We start from the raw sequence: 26,363 nt of genomic DNA, 5'->3' as shown, positions 1-26,363 counted from the left end.
TCACCACACAGCGTCAGGATAGGTTCGGGGCAGGAACTGCATCACGGCCAGCAGATGGCCGAGATGTTCGCTATGGTGTCCCTTGCGCCCGCCGAGGACCGCACGCGGATAGACGGGAAGGGGCAGTGTGGCCTCGGTCAGCACGCGCTCCACCGTCGCATCAAAGTCGGGACGGAGCGTGGCCTTGTCGACCCCGATCCCGGCATCGGCGAGCGCCTGCTCGACCGCGTCCATCTGGAACAGCTCCTCGACGAAGCGCCAGTGCCAGTCGAGGCCGTCGATCATCCGCTGCCGGCTTTCCTCGGAGCCGTCGCCGAGCCGGATCACCCAGTCGGCGGCGAGATCGGCATGGTAGCGGACTTCCTTGACCGCCTTGGCGGCGATCTCGGCCAGGCGCGGCGACGCGGAATGCTGCAACGCCTCGTAAAGCGCCGCCTGGTAGGCCGAGAACAGGAATTGCCGCGCGATAGTGCGCGCGAAATCGCCGTTCGGCTGCTCGACCATCAGGCAATTGCGAAAGGCGAGCACGTCGCGGTGAAAGGCGAGGGCGTCGGCGTCTCGACCGTTGCCTTCCAGTTCGCCGGCAAGGCCCAACAGCAACGTCGCCTGGCCGATCAGGTCGAGGCCCAGGTTCGCGAGGCTCAGGTCTATTTCCAGCTGCGGGGCGTGCCCGCACCATTCGGTGAGCCGCTGGCCCAGGATCAGGGCATCGTCGCCTAGCCGCAGCGCATAGTCGGCGATCGCATCGCGGTGCTCGTCGAGCGCTGGCGCGTCGAAAACGCCTTCGTGGCTGGCGCGCCCGGCCGTGGCGACATCCTCCGGCTGGATGGTCGGCAGCGACGGCATCAGATGTGCTTCACTTCCGGCGGGATCTCGTAAAAGGTCGGGTGGCGATAGACCTTGTCCTCGGCGGGCGCGAACATCGGCCCGGCCTGGTCGGGATCGGACGCGACGATGTCGGCCGACCTGACCACCCACAGGCTGACGCCTTCCATCCGGCGGGTATAGGTGTCGCGCGCATGGCGCACGGCCAGCTCAGCGTCGGGCGCGTGGACCGAGCCGACATGCTTGTGGCTGAGCCCGCCACGCGAGCGGACGAAGACTTCCCAGAGCGGCCAGTCCTTCATTCGATCCTCCCCTGCTTTGGCAGGGGAGGGGGACCATGCGAAGCATGGTGGAGGGGCCGGTGCGCAGCACCGGAAAGCCACGCTCGCTCCGCTCGCGCCCCTCCACCGAACTTCGTGCGGTCCCCCGCCCCGAGCAAGCTCGGGGAGGACCTGATTGCGGCGCTCACGCCGCTGCCCTCGCCGCGCGCTTCGCTTCATGGGCGAGCGCCGCCTCGCGCACCCAGGCGCCGTCGTCCCAGGCCTTGCGGCGCGCTTCCATCCGTTCCTTGGCGGCCGGACCCTCGCCGCGGACGACCGCGTAGAATTCCTCCCAGTCGACCTCGCCGAAATCATAGCCGCCCTTGGCCTCGTTCCAGACAAGGTCGGGATCGGGCACGGTCAGGCCCAGGAACTCCGCCTGCGGCACCGTTATGTCGACGAATTTCTGCCGCAGCTCGTCATTGGTATCACGCTTGATCCGCCAGCGCATCGACTGGGCGGTGTTCGGCGAATTCTCGTCCGAGGGGCCGAACATCATCAGGCTCGGCCACCACCAGCGATTGAGCGCGTCCTGCGCCATTGCTTTCTGTTCCGGCGTGCCGTTCGCCATGGCGATCATGATTTCATAACCCTGGCGCTGGTGGAAGCTTTCCTCCTTGCAGACGCGGACCATCGCGCGTGCATAGGGGCCGTAGGAGGTGCGCTGCAGCGGCACCTGGTTCATGATCGCGGCGCCGTCGACCAGCCAGCCGATCGCGCCGATGTCCGCCCAGGTGAGCGTCGGATAATTGAAGATCGTCGAGTATTTCGCTTTGCCGGAATGGAGCGCCTCGATCATCTGCTCGCGGCTGGTGCCAAGTGTTTCCGCCGCGCAATAGAGGTAGAGGCCGTGGCCCCCCTCGTCCTGCACCTTGGCGAGCAGCACTGCCTTGCGCCGGAGCGACGGCGCGCGGGTCAGCCAATTGCCTTCGGGCAGCATGCCGACAATCTCGCTATGCGCGTGCTGCGAAATCTGGCGGACGAGCGTGCGGCGATACGCCTCGGGCATCCAGTCCTTGGGCTCGATGAACTCGTCGGCAGCAACGCGCGCTTCGAACGCTTCCAGCAGCGCCGGGTCCTCGCCGCCGATCGCGGCGACCTTTGCGGGATCGGGCTTGCCCATTTCGGTGGTGTACATCGCGAAGCCTTTCGCTCGGGGGCTCGTGTGGAAGTTAGGATAAGCCGACCAAGCGGTCAACTAATCCTCAGGCGACGCGTTCCACCGCCATCGCGATGCCCTGGCCGACGCCGATGCACATTGTCGCGACGCCGTAGCGGGCGCCGCGACGCTGCAATTCCTCGGTGACGGTCAGCGCGAGGCGAGCACCCGACATGCCGAGCGGATGGCCGAGCGCGATCGCGCCGCCGTTCGGGTTCACATGCTCGGCGTCGTCGGCAAGGCCGAGCTGGCGCATCACGGCGAGGCCTTGGGCGGCGAAGGCTTCGTTCAGTTCCATCACGTCGACGTTTCCGATGGAGAGGCCGAGCCGCTCCAGCAGCTTTTGCGTGGCGGGCGCCGGTCCCATGCCCATGATCCGGGGCGGAACGCCGGCAACCGCCGTGCCGAGGATGCGCGCGCGCGGGGTGAGGCCGTGCCTTTTCGCGGCGGCTTCACTAGCGACGATCAAAGCCGCCGCGCCATCATTGACGCCGGAGGCGTTGCCGGCGGTCACGGTGCCGTCGGGACGGACGATCGGCTTCAGCTTCGCCAGCGCTTCCATGCTGGTCTCGCGCGGATGCTCGTCGCGATCGACCGTGTCCGGATCGCCTTTCTTCTGCGGGATCGTCACCGGCACGATCTCGGCCGCGAGCCGGCCGGACGCCTGGGCGGCAGCGGCGCGGCGCTGGCTCTCGACCGCGAACCGGTCCTGATCCTCGCGCGTCACCTGGAATTCGGTCGCGACGTTCTCCGCCGTCTCGGGCATCGAATCGATACCATATTCGGCCTTCAGCTTCGGATTGACGAAGCGCCAGCCGATCGTGGTGTCATAGACCGCGTTGCCGCGGCTGAACGCGCTTTCCGCCTTCGGCATCACGAACGGCGCTCGCGTCATGCTCTCGACGCCGCCGGCGACGATCAGCTCGGCTTCGCCGGCCTTGATCGCGCGCGCGGCGGTGCCGACCGCGTCGAGGCCCGACCCGCACAGGCGGTTGATCGTGCTGCCCGGCACCGATGTGCCGAGGCCTGCCAACAGCGCCGCCATCCGCGCGACGTTGCGATTGTCCTCGCCTGCCTGGTTGGCGCAGCCGAGGACCAGGTCGTCGAGCTGGGTCCAGTCGAGCCCCGGATTGCGTTCGGCAAGTGCGCGAAGCGGGATCGCGGCGAGGTCGTCGGCGCGCACCTGCGCCAGGGCGCCGCCATAGCGGCCGATCGGCGTGCGGACGGCGTCGCAGATGAAAGCGTCTGTCATAGATCCTCCAGGGTGGGGCCGCCGACGGCGCGGCTGAGGCCTTGCATTTCGGCGATCACGCGGCCGTCTTCGCCGGTGACGGTGATGACATAGGCGCCGGTGCGGCCGCTGAGCGCCGTCTCGCGCGCCTCGGCCACCAGCCGTTCGCCGGCACGGCCGGCATCGAGGAACACGATGCTGCCCGATTGCGCGACCGTCCTCACGTTGCGCGAATTGCAGGCATAGGCGAAGGCGGAATCGGCAAGCGCGAAGATCATGCCGCCATGCGCAATGCCGAAGCCGTTCAGCATCGCCGGGGTCAGGCGCATCGCGACGCGGGCATAGCCGGCCTCGGCGGCTTCCAGCTCCAGACCCCAGGCGGCGCCGGTGCCTTCGCGGGCGATCATGCAGCGCGCGACAGTCATGGCGTCGGGAGGGGAGGCCTGGTGCACAGCGCCCGATATCCGGCCCGGGCGGCACTTGCCAATGTTTGTTCGACCGATCATTCGGGAATACCCGAACGGAGAGGCGCGCATGTACCGGACGATCCTTTTCGACCTGACCGACGGCGTCGCGCGGCTGACGCTCAATCGCCCGGATCGCCTCAACAGCTTCACCGCCGAGATGCACGGCGAAGTCGCCGATGCGCTGGACCGGGTGACGGCGGAAAACGGCGCGCGGGTGCTGCTGCTGACCGGCGCCGGTCGCGGCTTCTGCGCCGGGCAGGACCTGAACGACCGCGCGGTGGCGCCGGGCAGTGCGCCGGTGGATCTCGGCGATTCGGTCGAACGCTATTACAATCCGCTCATCCGGCGGCTGGTATCGCTCGACATGCCGGTGATCTGCGCGGTCAACGGCGTCGCGGCGGGGGCGGGCGCCAACATCGCCTTTGCCTGCGACATCGTGCTCGCCGCCCGCAGCGCGAAGTTCATCGAATCCTTCGCCGCGATCGGCCTGATCCCGGATTCGGGCGGCACCTGGGTGCTGCCGCGCCTGGCCGGCCTGCCACGCGCGCTCGGCATGGCGCTGACCGGCGAGCCGATCGCTGCCGAGCGGGCCGAGCAATGGGGGCTGATCTGGAAATGCATCGACGACGAGGCATTGATGGACGAGGCGCAGGGGCTCGCCGCGCGCTTCGCCGCCGGGCCGACGCTGGGCCTCGCCGCGACCAAGCACGCGATCCGCGGATCGGGGCTGAAGACGCTCGACGACGAGCTGGACAATGAGCGCGACCTGATGCGCCGGCTCGGCAATTCGGCCGATTATCGCGAAGGCGTCGCGGCGTTTCTCGAAAAGCGCAAGCCGGTCTTCACCGGCCGCTGAACTGGAGTGTGATGATGGGCGTCGTCCAAAGCTTTGCCGAAGGTCATTGGGTTTCCCCCAGGGGAGCGACCGAACCGGTCCGTTCGGCGCTGACCGGCGAGGTCGTCGCCGAAATGGGCAGCGAGGGTCTCGATTTCGGCGCGATGGCCGATCACGCGCGGCGCATCGGCGGGCCGAATCTCAGGCGCATGACGTTCCACGAGCGCGCCTTGATGCTGAAGGCGCTCGGCCAGGCGGTGATGGCGCGCAAGGAGGAGCTGTACGAGCTCGCCTGGGCGACCGGCGCGACGCGGGCCGACAATTGGATCGATATCGAGGGCGGGGCGGGAACTTTGTTCTCCTTTTCGTCCAAGGGCCGGCGCGAGCTGCCGAACAGTCAAATCCTGATCGACGGCGACACCGAGATTCTGGGGAAGACCGGCAGCTTTGTCGGCCAGCACGTCTACACGCCGCTGCAAGGCGTGGCGGTTCATATCAACGCATTCAACTTCCCCGTCTGGGGCATGCTGGAGAAGCTGGCGCCGACCTGGCTCGCCGGCATGCCGGCGATCGTGAAGCCGGCGCAGCAGACCGCTTATGTCGCGGAAGCCTGTGTGCGGATCATGGTGGAAACCGGGCTGTTGCCCGAAGGCGCGATCCAGCTGGTTTCGGGCAAGGCGGGCGACCTGCTCGATCACCTGACGGGCCAGGACGTGATCGCCTTCACCGGCTCCGCGCGCACCGCCGAGCTGCTGCAGCGTCACCCGGTCGTCGCGCGCGAGGCCGTGCGCTTCACCGCCGAGCGGGATTCGCTGAACGCCTCGATCCTTGGCCCTGACGCGACGCCGGACAGCCCGGAGTTCGCGCTGTTCGTCAAGGAAGTGGCGAAGGAAATGACCGTCAAGGCGGGGCAGAAATGCACCGCCATCCGCCGCGCGCTGGTGCCCGCGCCGCTGATCGACGCGGCGCAGCAGGCACTATCGGCGCGCCTGGCCAAGACCGTGATCGGCGATCCGCGCGTGGAAGGCGTACGGATGGGTGCGCTGGTCGGGCGCGCGCAGCTGGACGATGTGCGCGTGAAAGTCGCCGAACTCGCGCGACAGGCGCCGATCGTGTTCGGCGATCCCGAGCATGTCGAGCTGGTCGGCGAGGGGCTGGAGAAGGGCGCGTTCATCTCGCCGATCCTGATGCGCGCCGACGATCCTTGGGCGACGGACGCGATCCACGAGGTCGAGGCATTCGGCCCGGTTTCGACGCTGATGCCGTATCGCGATCTGGACGACGCGGTCGCTCTCGCCAATCGCGGCAAGGGTTCGCTCGTCGTCTCCGCCTTCACCCACGATCCGGACGTGGCGCGGGAGTTTGTGCTGGGCTCCGCCTCGTTCCACGGCCGCATGGCTTTTATAGACCGCGACTGCGCGGCCGAGTCGACCGGCCACGGCTCCCCGCTTCCGGTGCTGACGCACGGCGGCCCCGGCCGCGCCGGCGGCGGCGAGGAGCTCGGCGGCATCCGCGCGGTCAAGCATTTCATGCAGCGCACCGCGCTCCAGGGCAGCCCGGCGATGCTGAGCAAGGTGGTTGGACAGCAACTCGCCGGCGCGCCGATTGTCGAAGGCGACCGGCACCCGTTCCGCCTGCGGTTCGGCGAGCTGGAACCCGGCTACAGCGTCAGTACCAAGGCGCGGACGGTGACGCTCGAGGATATCGAGCACTTCGCGGATTTCACCGGCGATACCTTCTACGCGCACATGGACGAGGAAGCGGCGAAGGCGAGTCCGATCTTCGGCGGGCGTGTCGCGCACGGCTATCTGATCCTGTCGTTCGCCGCCGGCCTGTTCGTCGATCCCGCCCCGGGGCCGGTGCTGGCCAACTACGGCCTCGAAGGTCTGCGCTTCGTGAAGCCATTGAAACCCGGCGAGAGCATGAAGGCCGTGCTCACCGCCAAGTCGAAGACGCTGAAGACGCCGGAGATGGGCGAGGTGCGGTGGAACGTCCGTGTCACCAACCAGGATGACGAATTGGTCGCGACCTACGACCTGCTGACGATGAACGCCGTCTGATGCTGCGCCGCGGGGGACTGGCGTTCGAGCGCGGCGGCAACGGCGGGCCGTTGCTGGTGCTGATCCACGGCCTTGGCGCGACCGCCGGCGTCTGGTCCGCGATGCTGGCCGAGCCGTGCTGGCAGGGGCGGTGGATCGCGCCGGACCTGCCGGGGCATGGTCGGTCAGATCATGGCGGCGACTATTCGGTCGGCGCGATTGCGGCGGCGATTGGAGACCTGATCGAAGCGGAGCGGGACGGCGAGGAGGTCATAATCCTTGGCCATTCGCTCGGCGGGCTGGTCGCAATCGCGCTGGCGGGCACCGCGCTGCCGGTGCGCGCCGCCCATGGCCTCGGGATCAAGGTCGACTGGAGCGACGAGGAACTGCAGCGCTTTGCCGGGCTCGCCGCCCGGCCGCCCAAGCTGTTCGACAGCGAGACCGAAGCTCTCGCGCAGCATCGCCGTCTCTGCGGGCTGGGCGAGGTGGCGCCGGACTCGCCGCTGCTTGCCCGCGGCGTGGCGATGCAGGACGGACAGTGGCGCGCGGCGATGGACATGGCCGCATTCGCCGTGGAGCGGCCACGCATGGCCGAACGGGTCGCGGCGGCGCGCTGTCCGGTGCGGTTGGCTTGCGGGGAAGGGGACGCGATGATCTCGGCCGAGCGGCTGCGGGATTTCGACCCCGAAGCGTTCGCGATCGGGGGCGCCGGTCACAACGCCATGGTCGATGCGCCCGGCGCGGTCTGGAATTGGCTGCAGGCGACGCCGTGACGCCGGCGCCCTGGTCGCTGAGCAAGCCGCCGGACGGATTCTTCGACGATCCGTTTCCCTTCTACTGCCAGCTTCGCGAGAAAGCGCCGATCGCGCAGACACCGGACGGTTCGGTGCTTCTGTCGCGCCACGCCGACCTGTCCGCCGTCTATCGCGACGCGGTGTCGTTCAGCTCCGACAAAAGGGTCGAGTTCGCGCCCAAATATGGCGACGGGCCGCTCTATCGGCACCACACGACCAGCCTGGTCTTCAACGACGATCCTTATCACGGCCGCGTGCGCAGGCGGCTGGTCGGCGTACTGACGCCGCGCGCGGTGGCGGCGCTGGCCGAGGCGGTCGGGCCTTACTGCGAAGCGCTGCTCGACCGTCTCGCCGATCGGGGCGGCGGCGATGCGGTCGAGGGCTATGCGACGGCGGTGCCGGTCCGCGTGATCGGCGACATGCTGGGCGTGCCCGAAAGCGACCGCGGGCCCTTGCGTGGCTGGTCGCTCGCGATCCTGGGCGCGCTGGAGCCTCAGCCCGGCCCGGCGCGGCTCGCGGCGGGCGACGCCGCTGTGTCGGAGTTTTCCACCTATCTGTCCGATCTGATCGAGGCGCGCCGCCGCTCGCCCGGCGACCCGGAACGCGACTTGCTGACGCGTCTGATCGCCGGCGAAGGCGCGGAGGAGCTGACCCCGGCCGAGCTGATCCACAATGCCATCTTCCTTCTCAATGCGGGGCACGAGACGACCAGCAACCTGATCGGCAGCGCGCTGTACATTCTGGCGACGATGCCCGGCGTTCGCCGCGCGTTGATCGCGGGCCCGGAGGCGATACCCAGTTTCGTGGAGGAAGTGCTGCGCTTCGAAAGCCCGAACCAGCTCGGCAACCGCCGCGCCGTGCGTGACACGCAGGTCGCCGGCGTCGCCGTCGCGGCAGGCACACAGATCACGCTGGTGATCGGCGCCGCGAACCGCGACCCGGCCGCCTTCGCCGAGCCGGAGGCGTTCGACTTCCGCCGCTCGCCCAATCGCCATCTCGCTTTCGGCGCCCGGGCCCATCAATGCGCCGGCCTCAGCCTCGCGCGGATCGAGGCGCGGATCGCGATCGGCGCCTGGCTGCGTCGCTTTCCGGCGTTCGCTTTGGCAAAGCGGCCCGCCTGGCAGCGGCGCGTGCGTTTTCGGGGCCTGACCGCGCTCGAGGTCGCGCTGTGAGCGTCGACTATGGCCCTGCCTCCGCCGACGAACTGCGCGCGCTCCAGCTCGACCGGCTGAAAGCGACGCTTGCCCACGCCGGCGCGAACTCGCCGCATTACCGGCGCGCCTTCGCGGAAGCGGGCGTCGATCCCGCCGACCTGCGATCGTTGGACGATCTCGCCCGCTTCCCGTTCACGACCAAGGACGATCTGCGCGCCCACTATCCATTCGGCATGTTCGCGGTGCCGATGGGACAGGTCGCGCGCATCCATGCCTCGTCAGGCACGACTGGCAAGCCAACAGTGGTCGGCTACACGGCCGAGGACATCCGCATCTGGGCGGGGCTGGTCGCGCGCTCGATCCACGCCGCGGGCGGGCGGGCGGGGATGAAGGTCCATGTCGCCTATGGCTATGGCCTGTTCACCGGCGGGCTCGGCGCGCATTACGGCGCCGAGGCGCTCGGCTGCACCGTGATCCCGATGTCGGGAGGGCAGACCGAAAAACAGGTCCAGCTGATCCGCGACTTCGCGCCCGAGATCATCATGGTCACGCCGAGCTACATGCTCGCGATCCTCGACGAATTCCGCCGCCAGGGGATCGACCCGGCGGCTTCGTCGCTCCGCTACGGCATCTTCGGCGCGGAGCCCTGGACCGAGGCGATGCGGCGGGAGATCGAGGGTGCGTTCGGCTTGCAGGCGACCGACATCTACGGCCTTTCCGAAGTCATGGGCCCGGGCGTCGCGCAGGAATTCGTCGGCGGCGCGCCCGGGCCGACGATCTGGGAAGACCATTTCTATCCCGAGATCGTCCATCCCGAGACCGGTGCGGTGCTGCCGGACGGGGAGGAAGGCGAGCTTGTCCTGACCTCGCTCTCCAAGCACGCGCTGCCGATCGTCCGCTACCGCACGCGCGACCTGACGCGGCTGCTGCCGGGCATCGCCTCACCGATGCGGCGGATGGCGAAGATCACCGGGCGATGCGACGACATGCTGATCGTGCGCGGCGTCAACCTGTTCCCGACCCAGATCGAGGAGCAGGTGCTGAAATGCCCCGGCCTCGCGCCGCATTTCCTGATCGAGGTCAGCCGGCCCGGCCGGCTCGACCAGGTGCGGGTCCGGGTGGAAACGCGCGAGCCCGTCGGGGACATTGCCCCGCACGCCCGCCAGCTTGCTCATTGCATCAAGAGCGCGATCGGGATCAGCGCCGAGGTGGAGGTGAACGCGCCGGGATCGCTGCCGCGCTCGGCCGGCAAGGCGGCGCGGGTCAGGGATCTGCGGGCGCGCGGCTAAACCGGCATTGCGGTCGTGTACTTCACGCGGTTCAGCGCGAAGTGCGACGAGGAGCTGGCCACAGCCGGGTGGTTCAGCAGCGTGTGCATCAGGAACCGTTCGTAGTCTCGCACATCGGCGACGGCGATGCGCAGCAGATAATCCCATTCGCCGGACATCGAATAGCAGTCCATCACTTCGGGATGCTCCTGCACGAAGGCTTCGAAGCTTGATCGCACCTCCGCCGTGTGCGTCTTCATCCGCACCTGGCAGATCGCGTCGAGCCCGCGGCCGACCTTGACCGGATCGACCAGCCGCACCGCCGGCCCCAGCACGCCCGCCGCCTCCAGTGCCTTGATCCGGCGCCAGCAGGAGGCCGGCGAGGCGGCGACTTCCTGCGCCAGCTCGGCATGGCTGATCGCGCCGTCGCGCTGCAGCACGCGCAGAATGCGCCGGTCGAGCGCGTCCAGTTCGGCTGCGTCACGAGAGAGGTGAGAGATTTGTTCCATATTGCGGCGCCTCTGCGGCTGGTTCTGTTCACGAGCTAGCGGTGTTCGGCGAAATTAGAAATGATTTTGCGCAGGCGATGCTCTATGCCTTTCGCATGGCTACTCTTCTCGATTCCGCCGCGCCCGCTGAGAGCGCGCCCTCGTCCGCGCCCGGCATTTTCGACGCGCTTGCCCAACAGCCCGCCGATCCGCTGCTGTCGGTGATCGGAGCGTTCCGATCGGACCCGCGGCCGGAGAAGATCGACCTTGGCGTCGGCGTGTTCCGCACCGAGTCCGGGGACACCCCGGTGTTCCGCGCGATGAAGGCGGCCGAGCGGCGGCTCCTCGAGACGCAGGCGACCAAGGCGTATCTTGGGCCGGAGGGAGACATTGGCTTCTTCGAGGCGCTGCGGCCGGTGCTGTTCGGCGCGGCCGATCCGCGCGAGCGTGTGTTCGGGCTGCAGACGCCCGGCGGCACAGGCGCGCTGAGGCTGGCCGCCGAGCTGGTCGCGCTGGCGCGCCCGGGCGCGCGCGTGTTCGTCGGCACGCCGACCTGGCCGAACCACCCGCCGATCCTGAAGAAGACGGGGCTGGAGCAGGTCTCATACCGGCATTTCGATCCCGAGACGCAGGCGGTGTGTTTCGACGAGGTCTTGGCGGCGCTGGAAACGGCCGGCGCCGGCGACGTCGCGCTGCTGCAGGTCTGCTGCCACAATCCGACCGGCGCCGATTTTGCGCGCGATCAATGGAAGGAGATTGCCCGCATTCTCGGCCGGCGCGGCGTACTGCCGTTGCTCGACCTCGCCTACCAGGGTCTGGGCGAAGGGCTGGATGCGGACGCCGCCGGCGTGCGGATCGTGCTGGAGCAGGTGCCCGCGGCGCTGATCGCCTATTCGTGCGACAAGAATTTCGGCCTGTATCGCGAGCGGACTGGCGCGCTGTTCGGCGTCGCGGCGAACGGGGAAGGGGCGCGCGTGGCCCATTCCAATGTGCTCGCCATCGCCCGCGCCGCCTGGTCGATGCCGCCGGATCACGGCGCTGCCGCTGCGCGGGTCATTCTCGAGGACCCGGCGCTGGCCGCCGATTGGCGCGCGGAGCTGGCGAGCATGCGCGACCGGATCGTGTCGATGCGCGAGCTGCTCGGAACCATCGACCCCGCGTTCGCCCCGCTGACGCGCCAGCACGGCATGTTCTCGACGCTGCCCCTGTCGCCGGAGCAGGTGCTGCGGCTGCGCGAGGAATTCGCGGTCTACATGCCGAACTCGGGCCGCATCAACGTCGCCGGCCTGACCCGCGCCAATGTCGAGCCGTTCGTGCGCGCCGTGAAGAGCGTGATGTGATGGCGGCGCAGGCGCCGGCGATCGACGCGCATCGCGGCAACGCGCCGCATCCGGCCTGGGACTGGCGGCGGGTCACCTATCTGGTCCAGCTCTCTCGCGCGCTCGACAGGATGGAAGAGACAAGGCTCGTGCCGGAGAAGAAGGTGCTCTACCAATTCTCCGCGCGCGGGCACGACATGGCGCAGGTGCTGCTCGGGCTGCGGCTGACCGACCCGGTCGATGCGGCGTGCGGCTATTACCGGTCGCGGCCGATGCTGTTGTCGCTGGGCGTGCCGGTCGAGGATGCGCTGGGCTCCGCGATGGGGCGCGCGGGCGGCTATTCGGACGGGCGCGATATCGGCGTCGTCTTCAACTATCCGAACCCGCACGGCGCCTCGGCGCTGCCGATGTGCGGCGGCGTCGGCGCGCAATATACGCCGACGGCGGGCTGGGCGCAGGCGATCGAATATTACCGCACCGAGCTGAAGGACCCGCGCTACGACAAGGCGATCGCGGTGGTGCTCGGTGGCGAGGCGAGCTGCGCGACCAACGGCTTCTGGGCCGCGCTGACGATCGCGACGACGCAGCAGCTGCCGATGATCTTCTTCATCGAGGATAATGGCTATGGCATTTCGGTGCCGTCCTCGTTCCAGACGCCGGGCGGGGACATCGCCGCCAACCTTGCCAGCTTCTCCGGGCTCGAAGTGCTGAGCGGCGACGGCACCGAGCCGGCTGAGGCGGCCCGACTGATCGACCGCGCGATGACGCATGTGCGCGAACGGCGCGCACCGGTGCTGCTGCGCCTGACCGTGCCGCGGCTGCAAGGGCACAGCTTCCAGGACACGCAGACCTACAAGGGCGAAGCCGTCGTCAAAGCCGAATGGGCGCGCGATCCGCTGCCGAAGCTCAAGTCCTTCCTGGTCGGCTCGCTGATGAGCGAAGCGGAGTGGGACGCGATCGAGCGCGAAGCCGTGGAAGCGGCGGAAGCAGCGCGGGTTCTCGCCGAGGCGCGGCCGGTGTCCGACCCGGAGCAAGTGACGCGGAACGTCTTTTTCGAAGGCGAGATGCAGGCGGAAGGCGGGCAGTGGACGCACGGCTATGCCCCGCCGTCTGCTACCGAAACGCCAGCGCCCGACGGGCAGCGCATCAACATGGGCGCGGCGATCCGGCGGACGCTGGAGCAGGAGCTGGAGGCCAACCCGCGCGTGCTGGTGTTCGGCGAGGACGTGGGCCCCAAGGGCGGGGTCCATGCGGTCACGCTCGGGCTGCAGGAGAGATTCGGGACCGCGCGCGTGTTCGATACCAGCCTGTCGGAGGAAGGAATTGTCGGGCGCGCGGTCGGCATGGCGCTGGCCGGGCTGATGCCGGTGCCGGAAATCCAGTTCCGCAAATATGCGGAGCCCGCGACCGAACAGATCAACGATTGCGGCACGATGCGCTGGCGCACCGCCAACCGGTTCGCGGCGCCGATGGTGCTGCGCGTGCCGGGCGGCTTCTTCAAGTGCGGCGATCCCTGGCACAGCCAGACCAACGAGGTCGCCTTCGTCCACCAGCCGGGCTGGAAAGTCGCGGTGCCGTCGAACGCGGAGGATGCGGTCGGGCTCCTCCGCGCGGCGCTGCGCGGCAATGATCCCGTGATTTTCTTCGAGCACCGCGCGATGCTGGACGAAAGCTGGGCGCGGCGACCCTGGCCGGGCGACGCGTTCGTGCTGCCGTTCGGGCGCGCGAAGAAAGTAGCCGAGGGGGACCGGATCACCATCGTCACCTGGGGCGCGATGACGCCCCGCTGCGAGGCGGCGGCCGCCCATGTCTCGGCCGACGTGATCGACCTGCGCACGCTGATGCCCTGGGATCGCGAGATGGTGCTGGAGTCGGTCAGGCGAACGCGGCGCTGCCTGATAGTGCACGAGGATATCCAGACTGCCGGCTTCGGCGCGGAGATCGCGGCGGTGGTGGCGGACGAGGCGTTCCTGGACCTGGACGCGCCGGTCGCGCGCCTGACGATGCCCGACATTCCGAGCCCCCATAACCCGGTGCTGCTCGACTGGGCCGTGCCTTCCGTCGAGCGCATCCGAGCGAAGATCGACGAGCTGGTGGCATTCTGATGGGCGGCAAGATCGACATCACCATGCCCGCCGAGCTGGAGGGCACCAAGGCGGTGGTGCGCAGCTGGCTGAAGGCGGTGGGAGACACGGTGCGCCGCGACGAGCCTTTGGTCGAGCTGGAGACCGACAAGGTCACCACCGAAGTGCCCTCGCCCGCCGACGGCGTGTTGCTCGAAATCCTGCTTGGAAGCGACGCCGAAGCCGAGCCGGGCGCGCTGCTCGGGCGATTAGGTCATTCGGCCGAGACACGTCAAACCGGCCGGGCTGAGCCTGCCGAAGCCCTCCCTTCTCATTCTTCGGCATCGCAAGAACAAGGGGGGGCTTCGACAAGCTCAGCTCCAACGGAGCGGGGGATCAGCACGGAGCAGATTCGCGAGCATCGGCTGTCCCCGGCCGTGCGCCGCGCGATCTGCCAGCATAGCCTCGATCCCGCCGCAATCCGCGGCACCGGCCGAAACGGCCGCATCACCCGTGCCGATGTGGACGCGCATGTCGCCGCCCGCACCGCCGCGCCGTCGTCCGGCAGCCGCATCGTGCCGCACGACCGGATGCGGCGGCTGATCGCGGACAACATGCTGGCGAGCGTGACCACCGCGCCGCACGTCACCGCCGTGTTTGAGGCGGATTTCAGCGCAATCATCGCGCACCGAGCCAGGCACAAGGCCGCCTATGAGCGCGACGGCATCTCGCTGACCTACACCGCCTACATCGTCGCGGCTTGCGTGGCGGCGATGCGGGCGGTGCCGGTGATCAACAGCCGATGGCACGCCGATCACCTCGAAATTTTCGAGGACGCGAATATCGGCATCGGCACGGCGCTGGGCGACAAGGGGCTGGTGGTTCCCGTCGTCCATCGCGCGCAGCAGCTGTCTCTCCAAGGCATCGCCGCGCGGCTGCACGACCTGACCGCGCGCGCCCGGTCGGGTCAGCTCAAGGCCGCCGACATGAAGGACGGCAGCTTCACCATATCGAACCACGGCGTGTCCGGGTCGCTGGTCGCGACGCCGATCATCATCCAGCAGCCGCAATCCGCGATTCTGGGCGTCGGCAAGCTGGAAAAGCGGGTGGTCGTGCGCGAGGTCGACGGCGTCGATACCATCCAGATCCGGCCGATGGCCTTCGTGTCGCTGACCATCGACCACCGCGTCGTCGACGGCCACCAGACCAATGCCTGGCTGACCGCCTTCGTGCAGGCGATCGAGAGTTTCGGGGGCTAAAAGCCGCTCAGGAAACTGCGCACGTTGGTGCCGAGCGCGGCGGTGGCGTAGCCGCCTTCCTGGACGATGACGGTGGGCAGGCCTGCGTCCGCGATGTCGCCGGCGAGCATTCGATAGTCGCCGGTGCTGAGCTTGAAGTGGGAGATCGGGTCTCCCTCGAACGTGTCCGCGCCGAAGCTGACGACCAGCAGCCCGGGATTGAAGGAGCGGATCGCCTCGATCGCCTGCATCTGCGCCGCGCGGAAGTCGGACAGGCCAGTGCCCTGGGGCAGAGGCAGGTTCAGCGTCGCGCCTTCGCCCGGCCCGCCGCCGGTCTCGTCGGCATGGCCCCAAAAGAAAGGATAGTCGGTCGCCGGGTCGGCATGAACGGAGGTGTAGAACACGTCGCCGCGCTCCCAGAAAATGTCCTGGGTGCCGTTGCCGTGGTGATAGTCGATGTCGAGGATCGCGACGCGCTCGACGCCAGCATCGCGCGCTCGTTGCGCGGCGATCGCGGCGACGTTCAGGTGGCAATAGCCGCCGAGATAATCGGCCCCCGCATGGTGCCCCGGTGGCCGGCAGAGCGCGAACGCGGCCCGCTCGCCGCCCAGCACCGCGTCCGCCGCGGCGATCGCGGTTTGCGCGTTCCAATAGACCGCGTCCCATGTGCCTTCGGCGATCGGCGTGGTCGCATCGAAGCTGAAGCGGCCGAGCAGCGCGTCGATCCGCGCCAGCCGGAGCGGTCGGCGTCCCACCACCGGCCAGGCGTAGGGGATCGGATCGCCTTCGCGCCCGGCCGCGCGCCACAGCCTATGGGCAGACTTCAGGAATTCGACATATTCGCTGCTGTGCACGGCAAGGATCGGCGCTTCGCCCTGGTCCGCCGGCATCTCCGTCGGCCCGATCGCGTGGAGGATGGACTCGGCGCGGTCCGGCGTCTCCTGATACGGCGCGAAGCCGCCATTGTGCAGCTCGGCGGTCGGGCCGTGCAGCAGCTGCCGGGGATCGAAAAAGGCACGCATCCGGAACTCCGCGGCATTGCTATGGCGCCGTCATTGCGCGGAGGCGGCGGCGAAGCAATCCGGCAGGAGAGGCGCACACGAAGCCGCCTCTCCTTCGCCGCCGGGTCAATATTGGGCCGTGAAGGACAGGCCGATGGTGCGCGGGCGGATAATGCCGGTGCCGATCGCGCCGTTCGGATAGATGTCGAAGCCGTTCGCCTTGACCGCCGACGTGGAGGTTATGCCGTGGCTGTTGCCCAGGTTCTTCACATAGGCCTCCAGCGCGAAACGGCCGAAGTCGACGCCGGCCCGCAGGTCGACGACGCTGTAGGAGGGAACTTCCCGCTGACGGCCGTTCGCGGCGCGGAAGGTCGCGTCGAACGCGCCGGGCTGGTCGCCGACCAGTCGAACCGACCCGCCGACAAAGGCGTCGGTGCTGCCGCCGAGCGACCAGCGATAGTCGCCATTGACGGCGCCGCTGAATTTCGGCGTGAACGGCAGCCGGTCTCCCTTCAGGCCGCCGACCAGCGGACTGCTGTCGGCAGTCAGCCGCGCATTGGTGAAGGCGCCGTTGATCGCGAGGTTGAGGCCCGCCGTGGGCCGTACCGTCACCGTGAACTCGGCGCCGTCGCTCTTCGCGCTGCCGCCGTTCGTGTTCACGCCGAAATCGTTGACGACCGCGAACAGCTGAATGTGCTTCCAGTCGATGTGATAGAGCGCGAAGTCGATGCTGAACGCATTGTCCGGCGTCTGCGCTTTCACCCCGGCTTCGTAGCTGAGCACCGAATCGGAGTCGTACGTCGCAGGGGTACCGGCAGGCGCGTTCGGCGGCAGCACGTTGGGACCGCCGGGACGGAATCCCTTGGCGACGCGCACATAGACAGAGACATTGTCGTCGAACTTCACCTTCGGCGCGACCGAGTAGGTGAAGACGTTCTCGGAGGACGAAGCGACATTGTTGGTCGGGCCGCCGGCCAGCGCGCCGTCGCCGACCTGGTTGGCGTGCTGGCGGTTGTGGCTGTAGCGGCCGCCGAAATCGATATCGAACCGCTCGCCCAGGTGAAGGGTGGCGTTCGCGAAGCCGGCGATCTCCTCATACTTTGAATGCAGGCTGACCTGCGCCAGCAGCGGCAGGGTGGTGATCCGGGTGAAGCTGCCCGGCACAACCGGGACATATTCCTGCACGATCTCACCCTTTTCATGGGTGTAGTAGCCGCCGACCAGCCAGTCGAACAATGGCGACTGGTTCGAGAGCCGGAGTTCCTGCGTGAACTTCTCGTCATTGGTCTGCTGCGCGAGGAAAAGCTCGTTCGGCGTCCCGAAGACCGCCGCGACCAGGCCGCTCAGATTGGTCGTGACGTCCGAGCGGAGAGTTTCGTCCTGCGTCGAATAGCTGGTCGACGAGGTCAGGCTCGCGAAGCCGAGGTCTATTTCCGCGGTGCCGTTGTAGATTCGGTAGCGGATATCGGTGAATTGCGGGACGAACTGCGACTGCGACAGGCGCCCGTAAAGGGGTTTCAGCGAAAACGCGTCGGCCTCGACCGTGCTCGGCGCGTCGGCTTCGATATTCTGCAAGATCGCCGTCAGCCGGACGGACAGCGCATCGCTCGGCGCGAACAACAGCGATGCACGCCCGCCATAGACGCGCGAATCGTTGATGTTTTTCTCGACATCGGAGCCGGCGGTGCCGATGGAATCGATGAACCCTCCATCCTTGCGGTACGTGCCCGATGCGCGAAAGGCGAGCGTGCTGCCCAGCGGGATGTTGACCACGGCGTTGCCGGCATAGGACGTGTCGCCGCCGTCCACCGCTTCCACGGTTGCGCGACCACGCACCTCCAGCCTGTCCATCTGCGGCGCGTTGGTCACGAATTTGAGCACGCCGCCCAGCGAGCTCGCGCCGTACAGCGTGCCCTGCGGACCGCGCAGAACCTCGACTCGGGCGACGTCGAACGTGTCGAAGTCGCCCGCCAGGATGGCGCCGTTGACGAGACCGCTGCTCGACCCGAACGGCGTTTCGTCGACATAGACGGAGACGGTCGAGGCGACGCCGCCGGTGTTGATGCCGCGCAGCAGCAGCCGGCCCTGGCCCGGCGTGGCTTGGCTGAGCTGGAGCCCGGGCACGAGCTTCAGATAGTCGCTGAAATTGTTGGCGTGCTGCTGCTCCAGCGCCGCCCCGCTGACCACGGAGATCGATTGCGGCACGTCGATCAGCAGCTGCTCGCGCTTCTGGGCAGTGACGATAATGTCTTCCGAATTGGCCGCCGCGGCGGACTGCGCGCCGGCCGAAGCCGCGGTCTGGGCGGTTGCGGGCGCCGCCATCAGCGCCGCCGCCATCGCGGTGCCGCTGCAAAGGATGCGAACCATGTTCATCGAATCTCCCCTCCGTACCCCTGAGTGCCGTCTGCGCATGCTCGTCGCGCCGATCCCGGCGCGAGCGCGACAGTCATTTTCTGAATAGAAACATGCTATACGGAAAAATGCAATCCCGTTCAGGACAAGTCTGTCAGTTCGTGCGCGCTGTGGCCGGTATGAACAGCAGGTCTTGATAGTCCCAGCTGAAGTCGACCAGCGGCGACACCGCCTTCATCGTGATCCGCTCGATCTTGCCGTCGGCATCAAGGCTGAAGGTCACGTAGGCGGGCTCGATCGCCTTGTCGTCCCACACGGTGCGGAAGCTGTCATATTGCCAATGTTCGAGCGTGCCGGTCATCCGCGGCGTCTGCTTGAAATCGATCCTGAGCTTGCCGCCATCGTTGCGGATCGAGATCGGGCCGTACCAGGGATCGACATAGTCGCCGGCGTAGCGCGCGATCGGCAGCGACGGGCCAACCCTGGCGGGCGCGGCCGTTGTCGCCTTCAGCGCGGCGACCGCCTGCGCCTGCCGGTCCTTCTTGAACGCGCGCCAGGCGGCGGGCCAATCCTGGGTCGGCCGCTCCAGATAATGGTCGAGCAGCTCGTTCATCAGACCCCGGATGATCTCGCCGTCTTCGGAGTTGATCAGGATCGTGAAGCCGACATTTCGTTCCGGGATCAGCACCACGGCCGACTGGAAGCCGAACACCGCCCCGGTGTGCGACACGATCTTCGCGCCCTTGTAATCCTGTACGTCCCAGCCGAGCGCATAGGTGTTGAACATGGGCGTCGCAGGCGTGAGCGGGGGCGGCAGCGTCGGATTGGGCATCAGCACCACCGGCTTCCACATCTCGGCGGAGACGGCATCGCTGAACAGCCGCCCGCCTTCGGGCAGCTTGCCGTGTGCCAGCTGAATCTCCATCCATCGCGCCATGTCGTCGGCGCTTACCGCGAGCCCGCCGGCCGGCGCGGCATTGCGGCCGAGCTCGTCGCGCTCGTTCAGCGTCACCTGGTCGCCAAGGCCGCGGAATGGGCCGTTCAGCCGCGCGTGCGGGAAGGCGCGGTCGGCGCTCGCGAACCGGGATTCGCTGTCGCTGGTCGAATGCGCCATGCCGGCCGCGCGCAGGACGTGATCGCGGACGAACACTTCCCAGCTCTGGCCGCTGACTTCCTCGATCAGCTGGCCCGCGGCCATGTACAGGACATTGTCATAGGCATAGGCGCTGCGGAAGCTGGTCGCCGGCTTCAGGTAGCGCAGCCGGCGGACGCTTTCCTTGCGCGTCAGGTTGGTGCGCGGGACCATCAGCAGATCGCCCTGGCCCAGCCCGAGGCCGCTGCGGTGGACGAGCAGGTCGCGGATCGTCATCTCGCGCGTGACCCAGGGATCGTACATCGCGAACCAGGGCATGTGCTCGATCACCTTGTCGTCCCAGCCGATCCTGCCCTGGTCGACCAGGATGCCGAGCGCGGCGACGGTGAAGGCCTTGCCCGTCGATCCGTTCGGGAAGATGGTGTCGGCGTCGACAGGGTCGGCCGCGCCGAGCTTCTTCAAGCCATAGCCCCTGGCGAGCGTGACCTTGCCGTCCTCGACGATCGCGATCGCCATGCCGGGCACGCCGATCTCCTTGCGCAGCGCCTCGACGCGTCGGTCGAAATTGGCCGGCGGCGCCGCCAGCGTCAGCGAAGACGAGGCGAGCAGGGCGGTGGCAAGGGCGGTGCGCATGATCGAAGGCATGTCAGGCTCCTCCGGGTGTTGCCGGTCGATGGATGAAGGCCGTCGGGTTCAGCAGCTTCGCCGCGCCGATCGTCAGCAGCGGCACCACGTAGACGGCGAGAATCGTGTAGGCGAGCAGCCGGTAGCCGCTGCCGATCAGCGCCACGAGGCCGAACCGGTCGGCGACGAAGATGCAGCCGATCAGCAGCGCCGCCGCGAATGCTGCGCGGGCGCGGTAGGGTAGCTCGACGCCGCGCCGCCTGCGCCAGACGGCCGCGATCCGCTCGTTGATCGCGTGCACGGCGCCGGATCCGCTTTCCAGCAGCGCCGCGAAGATCATCGCCTGGAACAGCAGGTGGAACGCAGGGATGTGGAGTTGCTGCAGGATGAAGTCCGACGGCAGGGTCTCGCGCGCGATGCCGGGGTAGAAGGCGATCATGCAGGTGAAGAACAGCAGGGCGGGGAGCATCGCGAGCGGCCCTGCGACCAGCCCAGCTATCACCGCGTCGCGGCGCCCCGTCATGTGGCGCATCACCGGCAGGATTACGACCGCGCCGACGACATTGTAGCTGGCATAGGTGAGGCCGCCGAGCGCCCAGCCGTGGCTCGGGCCGCCGGCCGCGAAGCGTTCGCCGATCCGGTCGCCGAAGCTGCCGAGCGACAGCAGCACGAACAGCACGTAGACGCCGTAGAGCAGGAACGAGACGTATTTGAATAGCCGCTCGACCGAGGCATTACCGAACGTCACGAACAGCGCGATCGCGGCCGCCAGCGCGAGCGTTCCGGCAAGCGTGGGGAGGCCCAAAGTCGCCGTGCCGATCGCGCCCGCCGCTGCGCCGAACACCGACAGGATCAGGATCACGAACAGCACATAGGCGATCTCGAACACCACCCAGGCGGGGCCGAGCAGCCGCTCGAAAAAGGTCCGGTAGTCATAGGCGCGAGCGGCGTGCGCGAACGCGAAGGTGAGGGCGCAGATCAGGCTCCAGGCCAGCATCGCGAGCAGCATGCCGGCAAGGCCGCCCCAGGGGCCGCTCGGCAGGAAGAATTCGGCGAGCTCGCGTCCGGTCGCATAGCCGCCGCCGATCACCACCGCCTTGAACGCGAAGCCCGGCAGCAGGAAGCGCTGGAACCAGCTCGATCGCGTGCCGTCTGCCCCCGCCGTCATCGCGTCAGCCGAGGCAGCGATCGATCAGGCGATCGAATGCCGGGCCGCCGCGGATCGGGTCGGCGACGGGCAGGCCGAGCCGTGCTTCCTCCTCCGCCATCAGGCGGGACGCTTCGGTCTCGTCCAGATCCGACGTGTTGAACGAGACGCCGCCGCAGCGGATCGCCGGATTGGTGCGGCGGCCGAGCGCGATCGTCAGCTCGACGATCTCTTCGACCCGCGGCACCGCGAATTCCTCCTCGCCCAGCAGCACGCGGCGGCCGGGCTCGTGGCAGACGACAAAGACGTCCGGCTGGCTGCCGTGGAGCAGGCCGAGCGATACGCCGGCATAGGCCGGGTGGAGCAGTGAGCCCTGCCCCTCGATCACGTCCCAGTGACCGGCGGCCGCGTCCGGCGACAGCAATTCGGCGGCGCCCGCTTCGAAGTCGGCGACCACCGCGTCCATCGGGATGCCGCCGCCGGCGATCATGATCCCGGTCTGCCCGGTGGCGCGGAAGTCCGCATCGATGCCGCGCCGGGCGAAGGCCGCGGCGATGGCGAGCGCCGTGTATTTCTTGCCCAGCGCGCAATCGGTGCCGACGGTCAAAAGGCGCCTGCCGCTGCGCTTGCGGCCGGTCGCGACCGGGATGTTCGCCGGCGGCGTGCGCACGTCGATCAGCCGCCGCCCATTCCGCCACGCCGCTTCGGCAAGGCCTGGCAGGTCGGCCAGCCGCACATGCATGCCGCTGATGATGTCCAGCCCTGCCTCCAGCGCCTCGACCAGCATCGGCTGCCATGCGGGCGGGATATAGCCGCCGCTATTCGCGACCGCGACGACCAGGGAGCGGGTGCCGCGGCTCGCCGCCTCGGCGGGCGTCATACGGGGAAGGCCGGTGGTGACCGCCTGCGGGTCAGACGCGCATTCGCCGATGCATTTATCCGGCGCCCAGTCCTTCAGGCCGAATGCGGTCTTGGCATAGCCACGCTCGCGCACATCGCCGACGAAGAGCAGATAGGGCGTGGGCAGCTCCAGCGCCGTGCCGCTGGAATCATGATCGCCACGGCTCTGCTGGACGGGCTGAAAGACTGTCATGCCTCCAGCCTAACAGCCGCCCATAGTTTCCGTCTAGAGAATTATTGCTTGAACAGGCTTGCTTGCGGCCCGGCGGACAATTGTTCAGAGCGCGTGGGCCGCGATATCTTCGAGCGCATTCAGCGTGCGGTCGACTTCCCCGGCCGTGTTGTAGTGGCAGAGCCCCAGTCGCAACAGCCCGCCGCTCTCCGAAAGCCCCAGCCGGGCGACGACCTCAACCGCATAGAAATGGCCGGACCAGGCGAAGATGTCGCGGCGCGCCAGCGCTTCCGCCGCGCGATCCGGGCGGCAATTGGCGAGGGTCAGGCCAAAGGTCGGCACGCGCCCGCTCGTGGTTGGCGGCCCCCAGAGCTTGACCGACGGGATCGCATGCAGGCCATCGAGCAGGCGCTTGCTCAACAGAACCTCATAGGCTTGGAAGGCCTGGAAGGCGCTGCGCAACCGTTCGACGCGGGTTCCGGCGCCGGGCGCGAAATGGGCGCCAAGCCGGTCGAAATAATCGATCGTGCCGATCACCGCCGCCTGCGCCTCGAATGACGGCGTGCCGGTCTCGAACGCGCGCGCCGGCGGACGATCCGCGGCGGGGCGCACCTTGTAGGCGCGAATCTTTTCGAGCAGCTCGGCCCGGCCCCACAGCACGCCCTGGTGCGGCCCGAAGAATTTGTAGGGCGAGCAGACCAGCAGGTCGCAGCCGAGCGCGGCCACGTCCGTCGCGACATGCGGCACCGACTGCACCGCGTCGACGAACAGGATCGCGTCGGAATGCGCCTTCACCAGTTCCGCGATCATCGCCACGTCGTTCAGCGTGCCGATCGCGTTGCTGGCGCCGCCGACCGCGACGAGGCGCGTGCGCGGCCCGAGGAGCGCCGGCAGCGTGTCGAGCCGCAGCACGCCGCTATCGGGGTCGAAATCGAGCCAGCGCACCGTCGCGCCGCGATCCTCCGCCGCCAGCAGCCAGGGCGCGACGTTCGCGTCATGGTCAAGCCGCGTGACTACGATCTCGTCTCCCTCGCGCCATTCGCGGGCCAGCGCGCGCGAGACGGACAGGGTGAGCGTCGTCATGTTGGGGCCGAACGCGATGTCCTCCGGCGCGGCGCCGAGCAGATCGGCGATCGCCGCATGCGCCGCGTCGCTGAGCGCGCCGGTCTCGACCGAGGTGGAGAAGGCGCCGCCCAGGTTGGCGGTGCCCGTCTCCAGATGCCGGAGCATCGCCGTCATCGCCGGCGCGCACATCTGCGTGCCGCCGGGCCCGTCGAGATAGATGCGATCTCCGACCCCGAGCGCCGGGAATTGCGCGCGGACCTGGCCGATCGGGAAGGCCTCAGCCGCCGCGGCGGACGCATGGAGAGTATCGGACAGCATCATCGTTCCTTACGGCGCCGCCGAGATGGGCTTGGTCGCCGGCAGCTCGTTCGCCATGCTAGCCGCGACCTTCTCGGCCTGCGCCATCACGCGCAGCACATTCTCGCCCGCGACCTTGCGGATATCCGCGTCGCTCCAGCCGCGCCGCATCAGCTCGGCGAGCAGGGCGGGGTAGGTGCTGACGTCCTCCAGTCCCTTGGGCAGCGAATTGCCGACGCCATCGAAATCGGAGCCGATGCCGACATGGTCGACGCCCGCCACCTTGGCGACATGCACGATATGATCGGCGACGTCCGACAGGGTGACCGGCGGCGCCGGGTGTGCCTTGTCCCATTCCGCGAGCGCCGCGGCGGCCTTTTCGGGCTGGCCGATGTAGAGCCCGCCGAACGGCGGCGCGTTCAGCCGCGTCTTTTCGGCCGCGCGATCGGCCGACCAACGCCGATAAGCGTCGGAGACATAGGGCAGAGCGTAGTTAACCATCACCACGCCGCCATTCTGCGCGAGCAGCTTCAGCACGTCGTCGGAAACGTCGCGCGGGTGGTCATCCAGCGCCCGCGCGCTGGAGTGGGAGAAGATCACCGGCGCTTTCGACACGCGCAGCGCGTCGCGCATCGTCGCCTCGCTGACATGGCTCAGGTCGACCAGCATGCCGAGCCGGTTCAGCTCGTGCACCACTTCCTCCCCGAACGGGGTGAGGCCGTCATGCTTCGGCTCGTCGGTCGCCGAATCCGCCCATTCGATCGTGCGCGAATGGGTGAGGGTCAGATAGCCCGCGCCGAGCGCATGATAGGCACGAAGCACCGACAGGCTGTTGTCGATCTGGCCGCCGCCCTCCACGCCGATCATCGACGCGATCTTGCCGGCGCGGTGGATGCGCCGCACGTCGTCGGCGGTGCGGGCGAGCGCGAAATCGTTCGGGTGGCGGGCGACGATGTTGTGGACGAGGTCGATCTGCTCCAGCGTCTGCTTGACCTGCTCCAGCCCCGGCAGGTCGGCCGAGACATAGACGGACCAGAATTGGCCGCCGACCATGCCGCGCCGCAGCCGCTCGATGTCGGTGTTGTAGGGCTCCGGCCGCTTGTCCAGGCCGTGGGTCAGGTCCATCGTCCATCGCGCGTCTCCCTCGCGCTCGCGCAGCACCTCGGGCCAGTCGTTATGCCCGTCGATCAGCGGCGTGGTCTTCAGGATGCGCGCGACCCGCGCCGAATAGTCCTGCGCCGCAGCCGGCGACGAAAGGGCGAGCAATGCTGTCAGGCAGGCGAGCGACGCGAAACTTCTCATGACTGGCGATTCATCCTCTCTGGTTTTCGGGGAGGCCGCGGCTTCCGCACCCTGGATAGGTCGGGCAGCGCCGCGCCTCAAATGGAAATCACTGCCATGTCGCCGCCAGCAGCCGCCGGAAATTGCCGCCCAGCACCAGCGCGATGTTGGCATCGCTCCAGCCGCGCCGGATCAGCTCCTCGGTCAGGTCGTACATCTTGCGCGGATGGTCGAACCCCTCGATATCGATCCGGTCGCGAAAGGCGTAGCTCGACTTGTACGCCGCCTTCAGCGCCTTGTACTGATCGGGCGCCATGTCGTCATAGCCGTTCAGGTCGGCGTCGGACCCGATGCCGACATGCTCGACGGCGGTCAGCTTCACGACATGCTCGATATGGTCGGCGACGTCGGCGACCGTCGTCGGATCGCGATCCTTGACGAACTGGCGCACGCCGCTGATGCCGATCACGCCGCCCTTCCTGGCCAAGGCGACGATCGCCTCATCGGTCTTGCCGCGCGGGTGATGGGAAAGGGCACGGCAATTGGCATGGGTGATCGCGATCGGACCCTGCGACAGCGCGATCGCGTCGAGCGTCGTCCTGTCCCCCGAATGCGACACGTCGACCAGCATCCCGGCCTTGTTCATCTCGGCCACGATCTCCGCGCCATAATCGCTGACGCCGCCATCGACCCGGTCGGTGCAGCCGGAGCCGATGCGGTTCTGCGAATTGTAGGTCAGCTGCGCGCAGCGAAGCCCGAGGCCGTAGAATAGCGGCACGTCCTTCGTGGTCTCGAACTGCTCGGCGTTCTGCAGGCCCATGATCATGCCGATCTTGCGCTCCGCCTTGGCCCGGTCGAGGTCCGCGACCGATCCGACCAGCGAAAACACGTCGGCATTGCGCCCGGCGAACCCCTGCTGTGCGGCAAGGAAGGTCAGCGCGTCGACTCGCGCATCCGGGCCGCCGATGCCGATCGCATTGTGCATGCCGGTGATGCCGGAGGTGCGGAAGTCGGCCCGCTCCTTGTCGCTCAAAGGCCGCGTCCAGCCGGTCTCCGACAGGTCGAGCCGCGGCGGGGCCAGCATGTCGATCACCAAGGCCTGCTCGACGATGCGCCGGGCGCGCGGCGAATAGCGGGCGCGCGGGTCCGCGGCGGCCGGTTTCGCCATGGCGCGCGAGGTTGCGAGTGCGGGCCCCGCTATCGCAGCACCCAGAAGCGATCGTCGATCGAC

At 68.2% G+C, this 26,363-nt stretch carries 22 protein-coding genes; 8 read left to right on the top strand and 14 right to left on the bottom strand.

The window, feature by feature from the left end:
• The 5 genes from paaC to paaI form a co-directional block, all read right to left on the bottom strand.
• Complete coding sequence (gene paaC / locus GON01_RS00615; RefSeq protein ID WP_157025035.1) at nucleotides 1-846, bottom strand: 1,2-phenylacetyl-CoA epoxidase subunit PaaC; 846 nt, start codon at nucleotides 844-846, stop codon at nucleotides 1-3.
• Nucleotides 846-1,127: a 1,2-phenylacetyl-CoA epoxidase subunit PaaB gene (paaB, locus tag GON01_RS00610; protein WP_157025034.1), complete on the bottom strand. Its 282-nt coding sequence runs from the start codon at nucleotides 1,125-1,127 to the stop codon at nucleotides 846-848. The genes paaC and paaB overlap by 1 nt, the downstream gene beginning before the upstream one ends.
• A gap of 163 nt (nucleotides 1,128-1,290) precedes the next feature.
• Nucleotides 1,291-2,283, bottom strand: a complete 993-nt coding sequence (gene paaA / locus GON01_RS00605) for a 1,2-phenylacetyl-CoA epoxidase subunit PaaA (protein ID WP_157025033.1) — start codon at nucleotides 2,281-2,283, stop codon at nucleotides 1,291-1,293.
• A 67-nt stretch (nucleotides 2,284-2,350) separates the two neighbouring features.
• The gene (gene pcaF, locus GON01_RS00600; RefSeq protein WP_157025032.1) at nucleotides 2,351-3,556 is read right to left on the bottom strand and encodes a 3-oxoadipyl-CoA thiolase; all 1,206 of its coding nucleotides are present in this window, start codon (nucleotides 3,554-3,556) and stop codon (nucleotides 2,351-2,353) included.
• Nucleotides 3,553-3,960 carry a hydroxyphenylacetyl-CoA thioesterase PaaI gene (paaI, locus tag GON01_RS00595; protein ID WP_157025031.1) on the bottom strand — a complete coding sequence of 136 codons (408 nt, stop codon included), beginning with the start codon at nucleotides 3,958-3,960 and terminating at the stop codon, nucleotides 3,553-3,555. Before paaI ends, pcaF begins: the two co-directional genes overlap by 4 nt.
• A 109-nt stretch (nucleotides 3,961-4,069) precedes the next feature.
• On the opposite strand from paaI, the gene paaG reads away from it, so the two are divergent.
• From paaG to paaK, 5 genes are read left to right on the top strand one after another with little or no spacing between them, the layout of a single operon-like run.
• The gene (paaG, locus tag GON01_RS00590) at nucleotides 4,070-4,858 is read left to right on the top strand and encodes a 2-(1,2-epoxy-1,2-dihydrophenyl)acetyl-CoA isomerase PaaG (protein WP_157025030.1); all 789 of its coding nucleotides are present in this window, start codon (nucleotides 4,070-4,072) and stop codon (nucleotides 4,856-4,858) included.
• An 11-nt stretch (nucleotides 4,859-4,869) separates the two neighbouring features.
• Nucleotides 4,870-6,897 carry a phenylacetic acid degradation bifunctional protein PaaZ gene (gene paaZ, locus GON01_RS00585; protein WP_198159746.1) on the top strand — a complete coding sequence of 676 codons (2,028 nt, stop codon included), beginning with the start codon at nucleotides 4,870-4,872 and terminating at the stop codon, nucleotides 6,895-6,897.
• Nucleotides 6,897-7,649: an alpha/beta fold hydrolase gene (locus GON01_RS00580; protein ID WP_157025028.1), complete on the top strand. Its 753-nt coding sequence runs from the start codon at nucleotides 6,897-6,899 to the stop codon at nucleotides 7,647-7,649. Before paaZ ends, GON01_RS00580 begins: the two co-directional genes overlap by 1 nt.
• Nucleotides 7,646-8,842: a cytochrome P450 gene (locus tag GON01_RS17280; RefSeq protein ID WP_198159745.1), complete on the top strand. Its 1,197-nt coding sequence runs from the start codon at nucleotides 7,646-7,648 to the stop codon at nucleotides 8,840-8,842. Before GON01_RS00580 ends, GON01_RS17280 begins: the two co-directional genes overlap by 4 nt.
• Complete coding sequence (paaK, locus tag GON01_RS00570; RefSeq protein ID WP_181600147.1) at nucleotides 8,839-10,113, top strand: phenylacetate--CoA ligase PaaK; 1,275 nt, start codon at nucleotides 8,839-8,841, stop codon at nucleotides 10,111-10,113. The genes GON01_RS17280 and paaK overlap by 4 nt, the downstream gene beginning before the upstream one ends.
• Here paaK and GON01_RS00565 read toward each other — a convergent pair.
• The gene (locus GON01_RS00565) at nucleotides 10,110-10,601 is read right to left on the bottom strand and encodes an Lrp/AsnC family transcriptional regulator (RefSeq protein WP_157025027.1); all 492 of its coding nucleotides are present in this window, start codon (nucleotides 10,599-10,601) and stop codon (nucleotides 10,110-10,112) included. The genes paaK and GON01_RS00565 overlap by 4 nt on opposite strands.
• A gap of 95 nt (nucleotides 10,602-10,696) precedes the next feature.
• Between GON01_RS00565 and GON01_RS00560 the strand changes: the two genes are divergently transcribed.
• The 3 genes from GON01_RS00560 to GON01_RS00550 are packed head-to-tail and all read left to right on the top strand — an operon-like array spanning nucleotide 10,697 to nucleotide 15,221.
• Nucleotides 10,697-11,920, top strand: a complete 1,224-nt coding sequence (locus GON01_RS00560; RefSeq protein WP_157025026.1) for an amino acid aminotransferase — start codon at nucleotides 10,697-10,699, stop codon at nucleotides 11,918-11,920.
• On the top strand, nucleotides 11,920-14,004 hold the full coding sequence (locus GON01_RS00555; protein WP_157025025.1) for an alpha-ketoacid dehydrogenase subunit alpha/beta: 2,085 nt from the start codon (nucleotides 11,920-11,922) through the stop codon (nucleotides 14,002-14,004). The genes GON01_RS00560 and GON01_RS00555 overlap by 1 nt, the downstream gene beginning before the upstream one ends.
• The gene (locus GON01_RS00550) at nucleotides 14,004-15,221 is read left to right on the top strand and encodes a dihydrolipoamide acetyltransferase family protein (protein ID WP_157025024.1); all 1,218 of its coding nucleotides are present in this window, start codon (nucleotides 14,004-14,006) and stop codon (nucleotides 15,219-15,221) included. Before GON01_RS00555 ends, GON01_RS00550 begins: the two co-directional genes overlap by 1 nt.
• On the opposite strand, the gene GON01_RS00545 is transcribed toward GON01_RS00550, so the two are convergent.
• From GON01_RS00545 to GON01_RS00510, 8 genes are all read right to left on the bottom strand, one after another.
• Nucleotides 15,218-16,222 carry a histone deacetylase family protein gene (locus GON01_RS00545; RefSeq protein WP_157025023.1) on the bottom strand — a complete coding sequence of 335 codons (1,005 nt, stop codon included), beginning with the start codon at nucleotides 16,220-16,222 and terminating at the stop codon, nucleotides 15,218-15,220. The genes GON01_RS00550 and GON01_RS00545 overlap by 4 nt on opposite strands.
• Before the next feature lie 105 nt (nucleotides 16,223-16,327).
• A complete protein-coding gene (locus GON01_RS00540) occupies nucleotides 16,328-18,574 on the bottom strand; it encodes a TonB-dependent receptor (protein WP_157025022.1) in 2,247 nt (748 codons plus the stop codon).
• Nucleotides 18,575-18,707: 133 nt separating this feature from the next.
• A complete protein-coding gene (locus tag GON01_RS00535) occupies nucleotides 18,708-20,291 on the bottom strand; it encodes a serine hydrolase (protein ID WP_232328568.1) in 1,584 nt (527 codons plus the stop codon).
• 1 nt (nucleotide 20,292) lies between these two features.
• A complete protein-coding gene (locus GON01_RS00530) occupies nucleotides 20,293-21,438 on the bottom strand; it encodes a YkvI family membrane protein (RefSeq protein ID WP_157025021.1) in 1,146 nt (381 codons plus the stop codon).
• Between the two features lie 4 nt (nucleotides 21,439-21,442).
• On the bottom strand, nucleotides 21,443-22,510 hold the full coding sequence (locus GON01_RS00525; protein ID WP_157025020.1) for a DUF1611 domain-containing protein: 1,068 nt from the start codon (nucleotides 22,508-22,510) through the stop codon (nucleotides 21,443-21,445).
• 84 nt (nucleotides 22,511-22,594) lie between these two features.
• A complete protein-coding gene (locus GON01_RS00520) occupies nucleotides 22,595-23,872 on the bottom strand; it encodes a cysteine desulfurase-like protein (protein ID WP_157025019.1) in 1,278 nt (425 codons plus the stop codon).
• A 9-nt stretch (nucleotides 23,873-23,881) separates the two neighbouring features.
• Nucleotides 23,882-25,153: a dipeptidase gene (locus GON01_RS00515; RefSeq protein WP_157025018.1), complete on the bottom strand. Its 1,272-nt coding sequence runs from the start codon at nucleotides 25,151-25,153 to the stop codon at nucleotides 23,882-23,884.
• Nucleotides 25,154-25,241: 88 nt separating this feature from the next.
• Nucleotides 25,242-26,300, bottom strand: a complete 1,059-nt coding sequence (locus tag GON01_RS00510) for a dipeptidase (RefSeq protein WP_232328567.1) — start codon at nucleotides 26,298-26,300, stop codon at nucleotides 25,242-25,244.
• Nucleotides 26,301-26,363 lie beyond the last annotated feature (63 nt).

This window comes from Sphingomonas horti, from assembly GCF_009753715.1.
In the GTDB taxonomy this organism is placed as follows: Bacteria; Pseudomonadota; Alphaproteobacteria; order Sphingomonadales; family Sphingomonadaceae; genus Sphingomonas_B; species Sphingomonas_B horti.
Note: the sequence above shows the minus strand (reverse complement) of the source record. Positions and strands in the feature narration are given on the sequence as shown.